The organism is Fluviicoccus sp. (assembly GCF_030646115.1).
Lineage (GTDB): Bacteria > Pseudomonadota > Gammaproteobacteria > Pseudomonadales > Moraxellaceae > Fluviicoccus.
The window spans coordinates 288,588-303,716 of record NZ_JAUSMX010000008.1 but is presented as its reverse complement, the minus strand read 5'-3'; the positions used below and the strand labels follow the sequence as shown (position 1 = coordinate 303,716).

General features: G+C 53.8%; 15 protein-coding genes and 3 tRNA genes. 6 read left to right on the top strand and 12 right to left on the bottom strand.

All coding sequences use genetic code 11. The features are described 5' to 3' along the window. The first annotated feature begins 9 nt into the window (after nucleotides 1-9). Together Q7T36_RS05605 and Q7T36_RS05600 are read left to right on the top strand one after the other, a co-directional pair. Nucleotides 10-999 carry a diguanylate cyclase domain-containing protein gene (locus tag Q7T36_RS05605; RefSeq protein ID WP_304844905.1) on the top strand — a complete coding sequence of 330 codons (990 nt, stop codon included), beginning with the start codon at nucleotides 10-12 and terminating at the stop codon, nucleotides 997-999. Nucleotides 1,000-1,178: 179 nt separating this feature from the next. Continuing rightward, nucleotides 1,179-1,433 carry a hypothetical protein gene (locus Q7T36_RS05600; RefSeq protein WP_304844903.1) on the top strand — a complete coding sequence of 85 codons (255 nt, stop codon included), beginning with the start codon at nucleotides 1,179-1,181 and terminating at the stop codon, nucleotides 1,431-1,433. Between the two features lie 139 nt (nucleotides 1,434-1,572). On the opposite strand, the gene Q7T36_RS05595 is transcribed toward Q7T36_RS05600, so the two are convergent. From Q7T36_RS05595 to Q7T36_RS05585, 3 genes are read right to left on the bottom strand one after another with little or no spacing between them, the layout of a single operon-like run. Beyond that, nucleotides 1,573-3,594, bottom strand: a complete 2,022-nt coding sequence (locus Q7T36_RS05595) for a polysaccharide biosynthesis tyrosine autokinase (protein ID WP_304844901.1) — start codon at nucleotides 3,592-3,594, stop codon at nucleotides 1,573-1,575. Between the two features lie 15 nt (nucleotides 3,595-3,609). After that, nucleotides 3,610-4,266: a polysaccharide biosynthesis/export family protein gene (locus tag Q7T36_RS05590; protein WP_304844899.1), complete on the bottom strand. Its 657-nt coding sequence runs from the start codon at nucleotides 4,264-4,266 to the stop codon at nucleotides 3,610-3,612. Between the two features lie 11 nt (nucleotides 4,267-4,277). Next, nucleotides 4,278-5,483, bottom strand: coding sequence for an outer membrane beta-barrel protein (locus Q7T36_RS05585; protein ID WP_304844897.1), 1,206 nt, complete (start codon nucleotides 5,481-5,483; stop codon nucleotides 4,278-4,280). A 302-nt stretch (nucleotides 5,484-5,785) separates the two neighbouring features. Here Q7T36_RS05585 and Q7T36_RS05580 point away from each other — a divergent pair. Together Q7T36_RS05580 and Q7T36_RS05575 are read left to right on the top strand one after the other, a co-directional pair. Beyond that, a tRNA-Ser gene (locus Q7T36_RS05580) sits at nucleotides 5,786-5,876 on the top strand. Between the two features lie 104 nt (nucleotides 5,877-5,980). Beyond that, nucleotides 5,981-6,057: transfer RNA gene (locus Q7T36_RS05575), tRNA-Arg, on the top strand. A gap of 87 nt (nucleotides 6,058-6,144) precedes the next feature. On the opposite strand, the gene proB is transcribed toward Q7T36_RS05575, so the two are convergent. The 4 genes from proB to rplU all read right to left on the bottom strand — a co-directional run bounded on the left by proB (nucleotide 6,145) and on the right by rplU (nucleotide 9,167). Continuing rightward, nucleotides 6,145-7,269: a glutamate 5-kinase gene (gene proB, locus Q7T36_RS05570; RefSeq protein WP_304844895.1), complete on the bottom strand. Its 1,125-nt coding sequence runs from the start codon at nucleotides 7,267-7,269 to the stop codon at nucleotides 6,145-6,147. A 15-nt stretch (nucleotides 7,270-7,284) separates the two neighbouring features. After that, nucleotides 7,285-8,502, bottom strand: a complete 1,218-nt coding sequence (gene cgtA, locus Q7T36_RS05565) for an Obg family GTPase CgtA (protein ID WP_304844893.1) — start codon at nucleotides 8,500-8,502, stop codon at nucleotides 7,285-7,287. Nucleotides 8,503-8,576: 74 nt separating this feature from the next. After that, on the bottom strand, nucleotides 8,577-8,837 hold the full coding sequence (gene rpmA / locus Q7T36_RS05560; protein WP_130410822.1) for a 50S ribosomal protein L27: 261 nt from the start codon (nucleotides 8,835-8,837) through the stop codon (nucleotides 8,577-8,579). A gap of 18 nt (nucleotides 8,838-8,855) precedes the next feature. After that, nucleotides 8,856-9,167 carry a 50S ribosomal protein L21 gene (gene rplU / locus Q7T36_RS05555; protein ID WP_304844889.1) on the bottom strand — a complete coding sequence of 104 codons (312 nt, stop codon included), beginning with the start codon at nucleotides 9,165-9,167 and terminating at the stop codon, nucleotides 8,856-8,858. Nucleotides 9,168-9,351: 184 nt separating this feature from the next. Between rplU and Q7T36_RS05550 the strand changes: the two genes are divergently transcribed. Both Q7T36_RS05550 and Q7T36_RS05545 read left to right on the top strand, forming a co-directional pair. Beyond that, nucleotides 9,352-10,320: a polyprenyl synthetase family protein gene (locus Q7T36_RS05550; RefSeq protein WP_304845002.1), complete on the top strand. Its 969-nt coding sequence runs from the start codon at nucleotides 9,352-9,354 to the stop codon at nucleotides 10,318-10,320. Nucleotides 10,321-10,394: 74 nt separating this feature from the next. Beyond that, nucleotides 10,395-10,471, top strand: a tRNA-Pro gene (locus Q7T36_RS05545). A gap of 125 nt (nucleotides 10,472-10,596) precedes the next feature. On the opposite strand, the gene Q7T36_RS05540 is transcribed toward Q7T36_RS05545, so the two are convergent. The 5 genes from Q7T36_RS05540 to lptF all read right to left on the bottom strand — a co-directional run bounded on the left by Q7T36_RS05540 (nucleotide 10,597) and on the right by lptF (nucleotide 15,064). Further along, on the bottom strand, nucleotides 10,597-11,586 hold the full coding sequence (locus Q7T36_RS05540) for a hypothetical protein (RefSeq protein ID WP_304844887.1): 990 nt from the start codon (nucleotides 11,584-11,586) through the stop codon (nucleotides 10,597-10,599). A gap of 101 nt (nucleotides 11,587-11,687) precedes the next feature. Further along, nucleotides 11,688-12,032 (bottom strand): hypothetical protein, encoded by a 345-nt coding sequence (locus Q7T36_RS05535; protein ID WP_304844885.1) that lies wholly within the window; start codon nucleotides 12,030-12,032, stop codon nucleotides 11,688-11,690. Beyond that, nucleotides 12,029-12,754: a PP2C family serine/threonine-protein phosphatase gene (locus Q7T36_RS05530; protein WP_304844883.1), complete on the bottom strand. Its 726-nt coding sequence runs from the start codon at nucleotides 12,752-12,754 to the stop codon at nucleotides 12,029-12,031. The genes Q7T36_RS05535 and Q7T36_RS05530 overlap by 4 nt, the downstream gene beginning before the upstream one ends. 127 nt (nucleotides 12,755-12,881) lie before the next feature. Then, a complete protein-coding gene (gene lptG / locus Q7T36_RS05525; RefSeq protein WP_304844881.1) occupies nucleotides 12,882-13,949 on the bottom strand; it encodes an LPS export ABC transporter permease LptG in 1,068 nt (355 codons plus the stop codon). Next, nucleotides 13,946-15,064: an LPS export ABC transporter permease LptF gene (gene lptF / locus Q7T36_RS05520; protein WP_304844879.1), complete on the bottom strand. Its 1,119-nt coding sequence runs from the start codon at nucleotides 15,062-15,064 to the stop codon at nucleotides 13,946-13,948. Before lptF ends, lptG begins: the two co-directional genes overlap by 4 nt. Nucleotides 15,065-15,129: the final 65 nt, after the last annotated feature.

Here is a 15,129-nt window from a genome sequence, read left to right as displayed (position 1 = left end):
AAATACAACATGAGCTTTTCGCGCCTTATCACCCGGCTTCCCCTTACCGGTATCCGCGTATTGTTCGCTCTTGTCGCCGCAACGCAATTGCCCTCACTGACAATGTCTGTTAAAGCAGCCCTGATCGGTTATGTCTGCCTGTTGCTCTTGGCCCTTGCCCGGTCCTTGCGTCAGCAACACACTGACAACGGCGCATTACCCGTTATTTTGGATGCAATCGCTGCCTGCTCCTGCATCCTGTTGGCGCCCACCCCCACCCCTTTGCTACTGCATTGCCTTTTTGCCCTGGGAATTCCCGCGTTGGTTGATGTCAGGGCAGGTCAAGGACTCATGCGCGCTGGCGCCATACTTGTTGCTGTTATATTGCCTTTAATTGCCGCTTCTCCCGGACTTGTGGTTCATGCCGCTCCCTGGATATTGGTTTATCTGGCTGTAAATCGTGTTAGCAAAAGCCGCTATGAGATGCTTCCACACGTTCCCGCCGCCGACGCATTGACAGGACTATCCAACAAAGCAGCATTGATTGAGGCCATCAAGTTCTTTAGCGCTTATCGCCACAGAAACCGAAACCCAGCAACCATTATGCTGATTCGTTTGATGCTGGCAGAGCGATTCAGTTTACGAACTACCAGCACCGTGTCAGCTTACTGCCAGCGTGAAATTGCCGGGTTGCTGGAGCAGCGCCTCAGGAGTTGTGATGTCATTACCCGCTATGACCACCACTGCTTCATCATCCTGTTACCTGATGCCGACATTCCCGGATCGGAAGTCATTGTCCGGGACATCCTGGCCGTTTTTAATACTTGGCGTGACGACAAGTCCGTCAAGGCTCAACTACAGATCGGGGTTGCAGGCCTGCCAGAGTCTCCGCTTGCACTGGAGCGCATAGCAGCCACCATCACTCAGTCCCTGGATTTTGCAATGAGCCAACCTGAACCGTTTAAAAATCCGATATTCGTTGATCTTCAACGCACCATTGACCTCCAAGCCAAGGCCTGAATTCAATACCCGACTCATTTGAGCACAAATTGTCCAACAAAATTGATGCTTTTTTTGTTTTCAAGTGTTAAAGTTTCCTCGCCGCAAACCGGAAGCATGCATACAGGGCCTGAAAGATAATTATCAATCATGGCGCCTGAGTTGCAGCCTCCCTACCTTAACCATGAGAGAGAACCATCATGCAATTCAAGAACCTCGCTATCGCCGCCTCTATCGCTGCTGCCCTGACCTTTGCCGGTTGCGCCAAGAAGGAAGAAGCTCCTGAAGCCGCTCCTGCTCCTGAAGCCGCTGCTCCTGCTCCCGAAGCTGCTGCTCCTGCTCCTGAAGCTGCTGCTCCGGCCGCTGACGCTGCTGCTGCTCCGGCTGCTGACGCTGCTGCTGCTCCGGCCGCTGACGCTGCTGCTGCTGCTCCGGCCGCCCCTGCCGCCCAGTAATTCTGGCTGCAGTGCCTTTGCCTTAGCGCAAAGGAAAAAAACCCCGACTTGTTCGGGGTTTTTTATTGGTTAATGGCATTGCCAAAAAAAAAGGCCCCGTGCGTTCAGCTGGGGCCCTCATGCAACTCACTACCTACCGCTACGAGTTTTCGTTTTCACCCACCTTGTTCGTATAGCCATAGGCATGATAACCGTAATTGTAGTAACCCGAATATGCTCCGTAGTATTTGGCCGCTCGCTTCATATTGACCTTATTAAGCACTACCCCAATCAGGGGTGCATTTGCAGATCGCAAACGAGAAATACCACCACGCGCAGTGCCATGATTGGTGGTATCCGACCGAACAACATACAGAACTGCGTCTACAACCTTGGAAAGCACCAAGGAATCACTAACCAAGAGAGTTGGCGGACTATCAATTACGATCCGATCATATTTAGAGAGCAGACCACGAACAACTTCCTGAAACCGATGTGATGACAACAGCTCCAACGGATTTGGTGGAATAAGGCCCGCTGTCAGGACATCAATATTCTCATCCTCAAGATGCATCAGGCAATCTTCAAGCTCTGCCGTTCCGGATACCACATTAGCCAACCCAGGACTATTCGTCGGAATTCCCAATGTCTTGCCTATTGAGGGGCGGCGCATATCAGCATCAATCAGCAGCACTTTTTCCATCTGAGCCAATGAAACAGCCAAATTCAATGAGGTTGTTGTCTTGCCTTCACTGGGCACACTCGACGTCAACAGAATTATCCGATGGGGCTTATCAATACCCGACAAAACCACGCTTGTTCGAACGGTACGTATTGCCTCTGCATAACCATGCTCCTTAGGGTCGAGAAACAAGACTCCTTGACTTTTCGCTGTCTTGCTGCCTTTCCTCTTGTTAACAAAAGGAACCATACCCAACATGGATATACCCAGCTTTTGCTCAACATCCTCAGGACTTTTCAATGTAGCATCGAGATAATCCAGCAAGAATGCTAAGCCGACCGCCAAAATGGCGCTTAATATAAAAACAATGCCAACAATCATACCCTTACGGGGCTTCACAGGGATTGCAGGCGTAATTGCTTTATCGACTACCCGTGCATTCGAAGTTTCAAGCTGCAAGCTTTCATTCGCCTCCTTGATACGCTGAAAAAAAGCGTCGTACAGCGCTCGGTTTGTTTCAACTTCGCGCTGCAACTCCTGCAAACGAAACTGTTTCTTGCCGACGTCCATAGCGCTGTTTTTGGCATCTGCCAAAGCGCGTTCAGCCTCAGCCACTTCCATATATGCCTGAATATACAAGGGATGCTTAACGCCATATCGCTTGCTTATTTCAGTTGCCTTAAACTGGCCCTCAACCAACCGCTTGTTGATATCGTCAATTTGCCCAGCAGCGATCGCGAAAACCCCGCCATTCTGGCCAGTCTCAATCAGACTATTAGTTTCCCGATAATCCTGCAGCCGCTTGGCGGCAGCCTCTAGATTTGCCTTGAGAACACCCAGACGTGAAGTCAGCCACTCAGCGGCCTGCTCCGTCAAATGAACCCTCACTTCCATTTGGCCGGTGATATAACCTTTTGCCATTGCATTGGTTACCAATGCCGTAAGTTTTGGGTCTCTGGCTTCAAAACTGATTTTGACCAACTGGGTGTTCCGGACTGGATTGACAGTCAACTTGAGCATGAATCGATCCACAAGACGGTTAAACACCTCCTCGTCTGTCGGAATAGGGTTTTGCTTGTGCCCTTCAGGCAACAAACTACGCCAGTCCAGATACTCTGCAATCCAACTTTTTTCTTCAGCAGGATCAGCCATAAACTCCGGATGAGCCGCCAGATTCAGCTCACGAACAATACGCTCAGCAAGATCACGCGACTTGATAATCTCAAACTGGGTTTGCAAATATTCCTTGGATGCAATGTCAGTACCAGACCAATCACCGATATCCCCGACAACCTTGTTTTGTTTCTGCTCGATTAACAGGGTTACCGTAGCCTTGTAAACAGGCTGAAGTGAGAAAACAACAAAAACAGCCGCCATGGTCAAAGCGATAACCAGACCCAGAATGCCCCATTTGTATCGGGCGATAATGCTCCAATACTTTTTCAAATCCAGCTGGTCATCTTCATTCGACGAAGAAAAAACCCTGCTCACGTTATCCATTCATCACCCGGCACATCAGAAAAAGCTTTGATCGATCGTCAAAATGTCTCCAGGTCGGAGCACATCATTCAAGGAGGCCGGCAAAGGCTGCCCCAATGGATCATCCTCATGGATCAAAAAAATCTTGGAGAGCGAGGCCCTGGCGGTCAACCCACCCGCCAATGAAATAGCCTTACGCACAGTCAAGCCAGCCTGATAAGAATACCCACCGGGCTTTGTAACTTCGCCATTCACGAAAAAGGGGCGATACTCCAGAATACTGACGTAAACTTTGGGCCCGACCAGATATCCATCAGACAGCTTATCAACCAACAACTGCTGTAAATCACCAATAGTCATTCCCTTCGCAACAATCTCGCCGATAAAAGGGTAAAGAAAAGAGCCCGCATCACTGAGACGCATCTCCATGCTCAACTCTTTTTCGTTGAAAACAGTCACCTGAACACGATCGCCCGGACCCAACCGGTAATCAGACAATCGTGACGGAGCCAGAACAACTGAGGAAGGCGAAAGGGGCGCAGCCAGAGGTGGACGCGCATTTTGCTTGCCGGGAGATTGACCGTAAGCAGCCGCCTGATCGCGACCGCCAAAAAGACCATCAAGAAAACCAGCGTGAGCGTTAGCCCACGCAAACGCCACTAATGGCAACACCCAACGCCATAACCCAGTCATGTGATCAACTCTCACAGGCTAAGCATTGCGCCTAACGTAAAAATATTACGCTTGGAGTCGAAGCCTGCTTCCGTGGAGTCCCGGTTGGAGTTATCAATACCAGCATGAAGAACAGCCCAACGACGCATTTGATAGTTCATCGCAATACGCCACTTATCACTATCATCATCACGGTAATTCGCCCCCTTGGCATTAATATACTCGGTTTTGAATTTCCCAAAACCCAACTCAGTGTTCAACCGATCAAGCCAAGCATGCTTCCAGGAAATGCTGGCATTGGTATCAACACTGGTTCCCTGAGTATCGTCAGCCTCAGCCGTTTTACGACCCGTAATAAAGCTCACCGTGTCGCGGGCCAATGGAGACCACACCACACCAGCATCCCAAGCAAGCCTTGATGACGAATTGCCGGCACTCACATCACGCTTTGACTTACCCAACCTTAACTTACCTGTGGTCTGAGCCGAGTTTTCCCAAGCAACACCCACATAATAACGATCATCCACTGCATCCTGAGCAGCACCAGAGTAATTGGTATCCACTCGCTCAAGATCAAAGGTCATCTTGGTTTTGGGAAGCACACGAACACGAAGACCAAGAGACGCAGTCATCTGATCATTATCACGACTAGCCGCAACCTTGGAGCGGTCATACTCCTTCTGAGCAAAGCCCAATGCCGCAACAATCATTCCGCGCGCATCAAGCGCCCCATACTCAAGGCCGCCATCAATCCCGGCAACATCGTATTTATCTACCTCCCCCATTGCCTCCAACTGATCCATGGTATAACCACTGCTACGACCAGTTCCGCGACTTTCATGAAGCATTTTGTATGATACGCCGCCGTTCAATCGAAGACGGGCATTCGGCTCGATACGAGCGCTGCCGCCTAACGCCTGATCCAGATAGCTGTCATCACTTTTATGAGAGTAAGTACGCCCGTCAAGAGCATAGCTCAATTGATAGGTGTTATTGCGATCCTGTGTCAACAGCGTAAAGTTCGGAGCCACACCAAGATAAAACGATCCAATTTCAGAATCACTGAAATTATATACATTGTCATCGTAACCAAGCTCTGTCTTCAAGGTTGGCACGAACGCAAACGAGCCGTACTGTATTCCTTGGGGTTCAAGCGCAACTTCAGCACTTGCTATGCGAGAACCCATCAACAGGGCCAATCCTGTGCTGGCGACAACCAGCTTCAATTTACGTTCCATATTCTTCCCTCGGATAGACATGGTCAAAAAAAACGCGTGGCGACCGAACTGCGGTATACGCCACCACCATAACCGGATGAGCGGCGATTCTAGCACCACAGTGACGACAAAGTCACCAAGCTAGAGCTACATCACACTTCTGACACTCTTCTATTTTCGAATCTACCCTATTACCGCATACACAACAACACTTCAGCCCTACTGCCCTACAATCAAACAAAGCCCACTCACTCAATATTTCAAGCTTTTTATCACAACCCTCTTTGATTTTCTGAAAAACCTGCTAATATTCGCCTCCTCGCGGAGAGATGACCGAGTGGCCGAAGGTGCTCGCCTGCTAAGTGAGTATGGGCCAAAAGCCCATCGAGGGTTCGAATCCCTCTCTCTCCGCCAGTTTGTACTTTTTTGTAACCACGTCACAACATGAAGAAATAATCACGAAAATGATTCTTTCTTCTTGACGATCAAGAAAATACATGTAGAATATGCGTCCTCAAGCGCCCGTAGCTCAGTTGGATAGAGTATCTGGCTACGAACCAGAGGGTCGGGAGTTCGAATCTCTCCGGGCGCGCCATACACAAAAAGCCTGACCTCGGTCAGGCTTTTTCGTTTTCTTCTAACAATCCGTTTCACCTCACACCCAAGGCTTATGACAACCCTTTTAGAGGATTGTCATATTGTCGCGGTGCATTAGCTCGATCTCGTCAACATACCCCAAGATCCCGGCAATTTTCTCGCTGCTGCTGCCGGCAATCCTGGCTGCCTCTTCAGCACTATAGTTTACAAGACCAACCGCTACCTGCCTGCCGGAGACATCCACACAAGCAACGATCTCTCCCCGCGCAAAAACCCCTTCGACTCTTGTAACACCTACCGGGAGAAGGCTGCGCCCGTTATTGCGCAACGCACGGACCGCCCCGTCATCCAGAACCAGTCTGCCGGCCGTCTGCAAATGCGCCGCCAACCATTGCTTCCTGGCCGTCTGCCGATCCTCATCCGGCAACAACAATGTCCCTAAGGACTCGCCATCAGCCAATCGGATCAACACATCCGGAGTAACCCCGCTGGCGATGACCGTACTGCACCCCGAGAGCGCCGCATACCGAGCAGCCCGAACCTTGGTCACCATGCCTCCACGCCCCAGTATTCCGCCGCCGCCGGCCATACCCATCAAACCATCATCAAGGGCACGCACTTCAGGCAACAGCCTGGCATCCGGGTCATGCCTGGGATCCCTGTCAAACATGCCTTCCTGATCCGTCAGAATCACCAGAGCATCCGCATCAATCAGGTTTGCCACCAACGCCGCCAAGGTATCATTGTCACCAAAGCGAATTTCATCCGTAGCCACCGTGTCATTTTCGTTGATCACCGGTATGACTTGCCAAGCTATCAGGGTGGTGAGGGTGGAACGGGCGTTGAGATAGCGGGTGCGGTTCGCCAGATCCTCATGCGTGAGCAGTATCTGCGCGGCCTTGCGATTGTGATTACGGAAATGAAATTCGTAGGCTTGCACCAGGCCCATTTGGCCGATTGCCGCACAAGCCTGCAACTCATGCAGAGTATCCGGACGCCCCGGCAAGCCCATCCGAACCATGCCTTCTGCAACAGCGCCTGAGGACACCAGGATCAATTCAATACCCTTGTCCGCTAGAAACGCCATCTGCCGGACCCAGGCCGCCATAGCGTTCTGATCCAGGCCTTGACCATTGGCTGTCAGCAAGGCTGAGCCAATCTTTACCACCCAGCGACGCGCATTGCGCAACCTGTCTCGATTTCCGGTCATGCCCCGCCCCGCACTTTAGCGCTGATAAATGATTTCGGGACCATCTTCATCATCCCAATCTCCATCGTCATCATCTTCGTCATTCAAACCGGCATCCTTGCGCGCCTGCCAAGCAGCACGTTGCTGGATACGCAGCTCCTCAATACGCAAACGGGACTCCTGCTCCAACTGCTGCCGTTTTTCCTGCTCCAGTCGGGCCGCCTCCGGATCTTCCTGTTCCACCCGGCGCTGCTCTTCAATGGCCTCCATCAAGCGATAACAGACCTGCATCGCTCCCTCACCCGTCAAACCGGAGGTCTGGAATACCGGCCCGCTCCAACCCAGGCGATCGATAATTCCTGCGGCCAACTCATCCCGCTCTTCCGGGAGGACTTGGTCCATCTTGTTCAGCACCAGCCAGCGCGGCAGCGTCGCCAGGGTCGGTGAGAATTTTTTCAGCTCACCTGCAATAATCTGTACGTTCTCCACCGGATCCGAACCATCGATCGGGGCAACATCCACCAGATGCAACAGGTACCGGGTTCGCGCCAAGTGTTTCAGGAAACGGATACCCAAACCGGCACCCTCAGAGGCACCCTCGATCAATCCTGGAATATCCGCCATCACAAAGGAGCGGTGCCGCTCTATATCAACCACGCCTAGATTCGGAACCAACGTGGTAAACGGATAATCCGCAACCTTGGGCTTGGCGGCGGAAACAGCGCGAATGAAGGTCGACTTACCCGCGTTTGGCAAGCCGAGCAACCCTACATCCGCCAGCACCTTCAACTCCAGCTTGAGACGGCGCGAATCGCCTTCAAACCCCGGTGTGGACTTGCGCGGAGAACGATTGGTGGAGCTCTTGAAGTGAATATTGCCGAGCCCGCCACGGCCGCCCTGGGCCACCAGCAAGCGCTGACCGGACTCAACCAGATCCCCCAGAACTTCGCCGGTATCTTCATCCACAATCGTGGTGCCGACCGGAACCTTCAGCACAACATCAGCTCCGCCTTTGCCACTGCAATTGGCACCCATTCCGCCCTGCCCCCGCTCGGCGCGAAACTTGCGGGTATAGCGGTAATCGACCAAGGTGTTGGCATCAGGATCGGCCACCATGTATATGCTGCCACCCTTGCCGCCATCACCGCCATCCGGCCCGCCATACGGAATGAATTTTTCGCGACGGAAGCTGACGCAGCCATTTCCACCCGCACCGGCATCCACCTGAATGATTGCCTCATCTACAAAACGCATGATATCCGCCCGCGAAGTTTTGAAACCACCAATGAAAAAGCCCCGATGAACGGGGCTTTTCAGTCACACCGCTATCAAGCGGCGGCTTCCACCACAACGTACTTGCGCTGGAACGGGCCCTTGGTGACAAACTTGATCACACCGTCCGCCTTGGCGAACAGCGTGTGGTCACGCCCGATACCAACATTTTCACCCGGCCAGAACTGGGTGCCGCGCTGACGGACAATAATATTGCCAGCAATGGCTTGTTGGCCGCCATACATCTTCACACCCAGTCGCTTGGCTTCTGAATCGCGACCGTTACGGGTGGAACCACCAGCTTTTTTATGTGCCATGTCGGTAATTCCTCAAACTTAGACTGTAATTGCAGTGATTTTCAGTTCAGTGAACCACTGACGATGACCTTGCTGCTTGCGATAGTGCTTGCGGCGACGCATCTTGACGATACGCACCTTGTCATGACGACCATGACCTACTACCTCAGCAACAACTTTGGCTCCTTCAACCACAGGAGTACCGATCTTGATATCGGCGCCGTTCACAACCATCAGCACATCTTCGATGGTGACATTCTGGCCCGGCTCGGCGTCAATCAGTTCCACCTTGAGCAGTTCGCCTTCCACCACGCGATGCTGCTTGCCGCCACTCTTGATAACCGCGTACATACTTCGCTAACTCCGTAAGCCCGTGACAGCTGGAAAAGCCCACGGGAAGAAAAATCGCAAGGTGCGCGATTGTACGCAAAAGCATCCCGACGCGCAAGCTCCGGGCTCCAAGCAACTGTAAAATGTGCGGTGGCCGTTGTCAGGCCAGACTGATACGATACGCACACGCGACAATCAATTGGCTATAACAATGAACTTTCAGCAAATTCTGGCCACGGTGGCGGAGGACTTTGCCGCCGTCGATCATTATATCCTCAACCATCTGGATTCCCGTGTACCACTGGTGATGCAGGTGGGACATTATCTGGTGGAAGGCGGCGGCAAGCGCCTGCGCCCCCTGCTCAGCCTGCTGGCCGCCCGCGCCACCGGCTATCAGGGCGATAAGCACATTCCGCTGGCCGCCATCATTGAAATGCTGCACACCGCCACCCTGATTCATGATGACGTGGTGGATGAGTCCGATTTGCGCCGGGGGCGGGCCACGGTCAACTCCGCCTGGAATAATGCAACGGCGGTTCTGGTGGGTGACTTCCTTATATCACGCGCATTCCAATTGATTCTGGATCTGGAAATTCCGTCCATTTCCCGGTTGATTGCCGATGGCACGCTGGTGATTGCGGAAGGCGAGGTCATGCAGTTGATCAACAAGCGCGACCCGGACACCACCGAGGCCCGCTATATGGAAGTCATTTACGGCAAGACCGCACAGTTGTTTGTGACGGCAGCTGAAGGCGGCGCCATTCTGGGCGACATCAACATGCGCCAAGCCCTGCATGACTACGCCATGCATTTCGGGGCTGCCTTCCAGATCATTGACGATGTGCTGGACTATGAAAGCTCGGCTGAGGAAATGGGCAAGAACGTCGGTGACGATCTCGCCGAAGGCAAGCCTACCCTGCCCTTGATCCAGGCGATGAAGATAGCCGCACCCGAAGACGCCCAACTGATTCGACAGGCCATCATGACCGGCGGACTGGAGCGGCTGCAGGACATCCTGCGCATCATCCGGGAATCCGGCGCGCTTGATTACTGCCGCCAACGCGCCAAGGAAGAGTCTGACGCCGCCAAAGCCGCACTGGATATGCTGACACCCTCCCCCTACCGCGAGGCAATGTTCGCTCTGCTTGATCTGGGATTGAACAGAACGAGTTAAAAAACGCTTTATTTCTGTGGCGTGCATGCTAAAATGCACGCCCTCAGTTCCACGCATCGTTGTGGAAACACCATCGGGGTGTAGCTCAGCCTGGTAGAGCACTGCGTTCGGGACGCAGTGGCCGGAGGTTCGAATCCTCTCACCCCGACCAATTCTTCGCAGTTTCGTTTGTTATAACCATCCTACTGATTAACGCATATTGCGGCAATTCATGTCTGCGTAAGCAAATCCATGCGGAGTGGCATTCAATCCCACTCCGGACACGGCCCGCTATAGCTACCGCCTGCGATCGAAGGGAATGTAATCATCAACACCCGGTTCGCCGCCGTTGGCATATTTGCTGAGGCGTGACCTCCCATCACAATAGTCACCACGCACAATACCCTTGATATAGTGCGGATTCAGCATATGCCCCTTGCGCTCCGCCACAAAGAAAATGGGTCCGCTGGTGCTGTGGTACTTGGCCAGGATACCGACCCGGGCAAAAAAGTCCTTCCCGTTAGCAAAGTGCTCGACATAAGGCACCGTATGGCCATGCTCGGCCGTGAGGGCATAGTCAATGTGCAGGCTGTCGGCGGCTCCGCCAATGCTGTAAATCTCCAGTTTGTGAGCATGTTCGCGCAATTGCGGGTCCTTCAGCATCTTGCGGGCGATATAGCTGGCGACGATGGCCCCTTGGGAATAGGTGACCAAAACCACCTGATCATGACTAAGCAGGGCGTTCCGCACTACATTGTAGGCAGGACGCGACAAGCGGCCGTCCTTGCGCAACGCGCGGGCGTTCAGGGCTCCGGCAATATCACGCACAAAGCCTGCCGTGGGCGTATGAATCAGATGAATGGGGCGTTGGAAAGCCAGGGCAACTTCGCGAGCCTCCAGCAAAGCCATGGACGGGCTGGTGCAGATCCCGTTGATGAAAAACCACTTCGTCTGGCGCTTGGATTGCGGCCAGATATAATCCGGCGGTAAAACAGCCAGATTACCATAGGACGCCGACTTGCGCTCAGTGGGCACCACGACTTGGGCGATTGCTGAAAAGTACTCCCAGAGGCTGGTGTAGCTTCCCGGCAAAAACTCCGAATGACTGTCCGGCTCCGGCTGCATGGGAAAGAGAATCCAGGGCAGAATAGGCAAGTTGACGACGGCATTCAGGAGTTCACGCCCAAGCGGACGGTGGCCACGCACGATATTGCCTGCCGTGCGTCCGGTGCGTTCGAGGAGATTACCCGATGACGGGGGAAAGGCTTCCGGATGGTACTGGCTCATAGGGCTTCGACCTGTGCATTAAGCCCAAGGATAAAACAGTACGATCGTACAGCGGAAGATATATGTCGGACAATTGCAGCAATGACCCGGCAAAATGTGAACTAAGCCAGATAAAACACCAGTATTGCACCCGCCAGCACCAATACCATCAACAAAGCCAGAATCAGTACATCGTCGCTTTCAGCAAGTTCGGCCGGGGCAGCCGCAGGCGTCGCCTTGGGAACAACTGGCACGACCGGCATGACCGGCGATGTGACATCGGTCAGGGGAACTTTACGCTGTACCGGCAATGCACTGCCAATCTGGACATCGGAGCGCCGGTTGCAGATCTCCCGGAGAATGGTGCGGCGCTCACGGCGCCAGGTTTCATGGCTGACTTCACCATCCGCCCAATGCCGGGCCACTTCGGCAAGCCTGGCGTTTGCCTGGGGGAAATCCTGGCTCATGATGCCTCCGACACTTTGACCACAATCAAGGAAACATTATCTGCCGCACCCACCGCCAATGCTTTTTCCATGAGTACCTCAACGGACTTTTCGAGGGTATCCTGAACCACCAGCGAGGCTATGGCGTCTTCGCTGATTTCATTATAGAAGCCATCGCTGCAGAGCAGATACCAATCGTCAGCCTGCACATTGAATACCCGCAGTTCGGGAAAAAGTTTGTCACCACCGCCCACAGCGCGGGTGATAACGTTTCGATGAGGGTGGTGGGCGGCCTGATCCGGGGTGATCATGCCGGAGTCAATCATTTCCTGCACGGCAGAGTGATCATGGGAAACCCGGCGCAACTCACCCTGCCGAAACTGATACAAACGGGAATCGCCCGCCCAGATACAGGCTCCCAACCCGTCCTGCATAAACAGGCTGACAACAGTGGTGCCCAATGTCCGGCCACCCAGCGCCTCCATACCATGCCGGCGCAGGTTATGATTTACCGACAGTAATTTATCTTCAAGTGTATCGACAAAATCAGGCAGGTCCTTGTCAGGTTTGAGCTGGGTCAAGGCATCAACGACGGCCTTGCTGGCGACATCCCCGGCAGCGTGCCCACCCATACCGTCAGCGACCGCCCACAAACCGATATCCGGACGCGATAAAATGGCATCTTCATTGATTTTGCGTTTTGCCCCGATATCGGTGGCCTCTGCGGATGTCCAGACTAGCAAGGCTTTCTCACTCTCACTGTTGTTATGATTAGATCCTGAGGCAGGACTATTTTTCTTCGCTCGCGATTGCTCATATCACTCTAGCCTTAATTTACGCCGGATGCAAAGGCTCCCTTCACACAGGTTTCTAGCGAACGCGGCGCAGGCTGACAACACCGGCCACCATGCATACCGCGATGGGCAAAGACGCTGCAACCAACGGGGAGAAGTCATAGACCAGGCTGGCGTAGCCGAACAAATCCTGCAGATAGCGGAATCCCAGCCCGGCCAACACGCCCGAAACGATTCGCAACCCCATGGTCACGGAGCGCAGGGGACCGAAGATGAAAGTGCAGGCAATGAGAACCATGGACAACGTCGCCAGCGGCGCCAATGTTTTCTTCCAGAACTCAAGCCGGTAGGAATCTGCCTCTAAACCCTGGCTATCCAGGTAGCGGGAATACTCATACAAGCTGGTCAAGGGCAAATACTCCGGTGACACCGTGACCAACCTCAAAAACTCCGGTGTCAATTTTGGTTGCCACAGGTCGTCTCCAAGAAGCTGAACGTCCGCAGAACCCTCTTCGGCGAGGCGGACTTCACGCAGATCCCGCAGCTTCCAGCCACCGGCCGGCTGCGACTCTCCGGCGTCAGAATGACTGAAAGCGGCCAGTTGGCCTGTTTGGTCCAGGTGATAAAATGTCACGTCGTGCATGCCGGCATCGGGCCGGACTGTACGGATATGGATAAAGTCATCAGCCTCACGGTGCCAGAAACCGCTGAGCAGGCCACGCTGGTAATCCTGCCCCTGGGCTATGGCCTTGACTGCCTGCGCACGTTCATGCGAGACAGGAACCACATACTGGGAAACGATCAATCCGCCCAGCACCAACAGCAGGGCGGGCCTAAGCGCCCACCAGACTATCCGGCTGTTGCTGACACCGGATGATCGCATCACAGTAAGTTCGGACTGTCCTGCCAAAAGTCCTAAGCCGACGATGCCGCCAATAAGCCCCGCAACTGGCAGCACATCACACAAGCGAAACGGCAACTCCAGCGCCACAACCTGCAGCGCCTGCAATGCCTGATAGTTCCCTTTTAAATCCTCAAGCTCGCCGATGAATGAAAAGACCAGATCCAGGCCCAATAACAGGGCCAGCACCAACAGCATGGAGGAAAGGACCGTGCGGCTGACATAGGCGGCCAGCAAGTTCATGAAGACACCTCCTGCGGAGCCTGACGCCAGCGGCGTAGCCTCAATCCGATATCTTCCCAGCCCAACAAAACCAGGCCCAGACCGAAATATCCGAGATGCACACCCCACAGAGCACCCTGCCCCAGCTTGCCTTTTTCAATGGCGTTACGGGCCGCGGCAATCAGGATGATATAGCTGATATAGAGCAACAAGGCGGGAAACAACTTCAGGAAGCGGCCCTGCCGGGGATTGACCCTGGACAAAGGTAAAGCCAGCAAAGCAGCGATCGGAACCAGCAGCGGCATGCTCAATCGCCACAGCCATTCTCCGGTCGCCAGCAAATTCCTGTCAAGGTGCTGCCCGTAGAGGGTTGCCATCGGCAATGTCCGGGCCCGGGTGATTTCTGCCACAGCCTCCGCCGCCTGCACCCGCATCCGGTAATCACGGAACGTCAAGCGGCTGTAGGCGGGGCTGCCGGGACTCAGCTCGTAACGGTCGCCATCCACCAGTTCAATATAGGAAAGCCCCGTTTTCGCTTCATGGTAGCGCCGGGCGCTTTTCGCCATCACCAGCGCCCGTTGCATACCGCCGTCCTTCTTCTGCCGCTCTTCGTACATCATCACATCCAGTAGTTGGGTGTGGTCTTCATTCATGGAGCGCGCATAGAGCATTCGGCCGTTGACCTGCTGGAACTGTCCCGGGCGGACCATGTCGAAGGTATTGCGCTGGGCCTGGGCGGCGAACAAGGCCTCCGAGGCATAATTGCCGTGCGGTGTGATATAGAGTGAAAAACAGGCAACCAAAGCCGTCACAGCCAACACGGAGGGCATGAGAAAACCGGTCAATTGCCAGCGGCTGACACCGCTGGAAGAGAGGATGGACATCTCGTTGTCGACATAAAGCCGCCCAAAGACCAGCAGCACGGAAATGAACATGCCCAGGGGGATAATCAACTCCAGAAAACCCGGCAAGCGGTACAGCAGAACCGCAGACAGCAGTTCGACATCCAGCTTGCCCTGGGCAGCCATGCCGAAGTACTTGATGACGCGCCCGCCCATGAGGATGAACGTCAGCAGGGCGGTAACCGCCAGTGCCGAAACCAGCAACTGGCTGGCCAGATATCGACGAATTATCACGAAATGCCGCCTTGCCTTCTGGAGCAAATATGCTAGTAATGTCCGATCGCGAATTATCGACTAAT